3 protein-coding genes are annotated in these 2701 nt (G+C 61.2%); all 3 read left to right on the plus strand.

Going from position 1 to position 2701, the window contains the following annotated elements; all coding sequences use genetic code 11:
• Positions 1–490 (plus strand): MoxR family ATPase (locus JOZ06_RS04795; protein WP_293229315.1); only part of this gene is annotated, 490 nt, incomplete at its 5' end.
• Positions 491–1663, plus strand: a complete 1173-nt coding sequence (locus tag JOZ06_RS04800; RefSeq protein WP_293229347.1) for a VWA domain-containing protein — start codon at positions 491–493, stop codon at positions 1661–1663.
• Between the two features lie 42 nt (positions 1664–1705).
• Entirely contained in the window at positions 1706–2542 is an 837-nt protein-coding gene (locus tag JOZ06_RS04805; protein WP_293229350.1) for a hypothetical protein, read from the plus strand.
• Positions 2543–2701: the final 159 nt, after the last annotated feature.

Here is a 2701-nt window from a genome sequence, read left to right on the forward strand (position 1 = left end):
CAAGGCCGACATCGAATTCCCCAACGATCTGCTGCTCGAACTCGACCGCATGGAATTCCATGTCTACGAGACGCGCCAGACGGTGAAGGCGCGCCAGCGTCCGGTGGTGGTGATCACCTCGAACAATGAGAAGGATCTGCCCGACGCTTTTCTGCGCCGCTGCTTCTTCCATTACATCCGCTTCCCCGACCGCGAGACGATGGAGCGCATCGTCGAGGTACACTTTCCCAAGCTGAAGCGCGACGTGCTGAACGAGGCGCTGACCAGCTTCTTCGACCTGCGCGAGGTGCCGGGGCTGAAGAAGAAGCCGTCGACCTCCGAGATGCTGGATTGGCTGAAGCTGCTGCTGGCCGAAGACATTCCGGCCGAGGCGCTGCGCTCGAAGGACGGGCAGAAGGCGATCCCGCCGCTGTACGGCGCGCTGCTGAAGAACGAGCAGGACATCCATCTGTTCGAGCGGCTGGTGTTCCTGTCCAAGCGGGAACGTTAGATGTTCATCCGGTTCTTCTTGGCTCTGAAGGATGCCAAGCTGCCGGTCTCGATCACCGAATATCTGACCTTGATGGAAGCGATGAAGGCCGGCCTGGCCGGCATCGAAATTGAGAGCTTCTATCACCTGGCGCGCGGCTGCCTGGTCAAGGACGAGCGCAATTTCGACAAGTTCGACCGGGTGTTCGGCGCCTATTTCCAAGGCATGGAAGACCTCTTCGCCGCCGTCGAGGGGGAAATCCCCGAGGAATGGCTGAAGGCGCTCAAGGAACGGGTGCTATCCGAGGAGGAGAAGGCCGCCATCGAGGCCTTGGGCGGCTGGGACACGCTGATGGAGACGCTGAGAAAGCGCCTCGAGGAGCAGAAGGAGCGCCACGAGGGCGGCTCGAAATGGATCGGCACCGCGGGAACCTCGCCGTTCGGCGCCCATGGCTACCACCCGGAAGGCGTGCGGATCGGCCAGGCGCAGGGCCGCAATCGGCGTGCGGTAAAAGTGTGGGATCGCCGCGAATTCCGCAATTACGACGACAAGGTCGAGCTGGGCACCCGCACCATCAAGATCGCGCTGCGGCGCTTGCGGCGCTGGGCGAGGGAAGGAGCCGAGACCGAGCTGGATCTGGCCGGCACCATCGCCGCGACGGCGCGCAATGCCGGTTCGCTCGACCTGAAACTGGTGCCCGAGCGGCACAATAAGGTGAAGGTGCTGCTGTGCCTCGATGTCGGCGGCTCGATGGACGATCATATCCGCGTCTGCGACGAGTTATTCTCGGCGGCGCGCAGCGAATTCAAACATCTCGAACATTATTACTTCCACAATTGTCCCTATGAACGGCTGTGGCGCGACAATGTTCGGCGCCAGGACGCGGTGGATAGCTGGAACGTGCTGCGGCTCTATCCCTCCGACTACAAGCTGATCTTCGTCGGCGACGCGGCGATGAGCCCCTACGAGATCCTCGAACCGGGCGGCAGCGTCGAACATTGGAACAAGGAAGCGGGGGCGGTCTGGCTCCAGCGCTTCGTAGACCAGTTCCCCAACGCCGTCTGGCTCAATCCGACTCCCGAACAGCATTGGCGCTACACCTCGTCGACCGAGTTGATCCAGCGGCTGATGAAAGGACGCATGTTCCCATTGACCTTGGCTGGGCTCGATTCGGCGATGAAGATTTTGCGCTGAATTGCCGTTACAATCGATTTAGAGCTGAAGGGGGCTCTACAGATGGCAGGATGGAAAGGGGCGCTGGCCGCGATCGCGGCTTTGGCGGCAATGGGAAGCGCGCAGGCGAAGAGCGGCATCACCTGGATGACCGCGGATTTACCGCCGGCCACCATTTTCGAGGGCGACATGGCCGGCGGCGGGTTCGCCGAACAGCAATTGAAGGTGCTGATCGCCGCCTTGCCCGACTATGACCACCAGATCGTCAAAGGCGCCATCGCGCGCAATTGGCATGAGCTGGAAACCCGCGACGGCGTCTGCTTCAACTGGGTGACGCACAACACCGCGTCGCATTGGAACGCGGTGTTCAGCAAACATCCGGTGCTCAATCCCGGCTATCGCCTGGCGGTCCGTACGACCCGATTGACCGAATTCCTGCCGTTCGCCGCGACAGGCGACGTCGATCTGTCCCTGCTGGCAAAGGACGACACTTTCTCCGGCGGCTATATCGCATCGCGCGATTATCTGCCGGCGATCAACGGATTCATCGCGTCCGATGGGCGAAAGGCCAAGCTGCAGAAGACGGTGGACAGCCCGCAGCTGCTCGAATTGCTGCACGCCAACCGGATCGATTTCATTTTCGCCAGCCCGTCCGAGATCAAGTTTTACCGCGAGTCGCTGCATCTCAAGGACGATTTCGCCGTTCTGAAGGTGAAGGGAACGCCGGCCTATAATGAGGGCTATATCGCCTGTTCCTCGGGTGTGCTCGGCAAGGAAGTGATGGCGAAGATCGACGCCTATCTGGAACGCCCGGAAGGGTGGGCCGCCTATGTCGCGCCGCTGCAGCGCTGGCTCGACCCGTCGGATTATGCTTTCGCGGCGTCCAGCCGCGGGCGGTGATTTTTTCGGACGGCCGGGCCATTTGCGCGCTTGCGTGCAAATGGCCTTCTGGCTATAGTCGTCGCCTTGCCCGATTTCGGGCAACCCTCCAGACTACCTGGCCCAAGCAAACCTGAACTTATTCAGGCGTTTGGGAGGTTGTTTCGCCAAAAAAGGCGA

Source organism: Paludibacterium sp. (genome assembly GCF_019232825.1).
Classification (GTDB): Bacteria; Pseudomonadota; Gammaproteobacteria; order Burkholderiales; family Chromobacteriaceae; genus Paludibacterium.

What these genes read in the sequence shown, in the direction of transcription:
- JOZ06_RS04800 (WP_293229347.1), top strand. Translation starts at nt 491, where the DNA reads ATGTTCATCCGGTTCTTCTTGGCTCTGAAGGATGCCAAGCTGCCGGTC.
- JOZ06_RS04805 (WP_293229350.1), top strand. Translation starts at nt 1,706, where the DNA reads ATGGCAGGATGGAAAGGGGCGCTGGCCGCGATCGCGGCTTTGGCGGCA.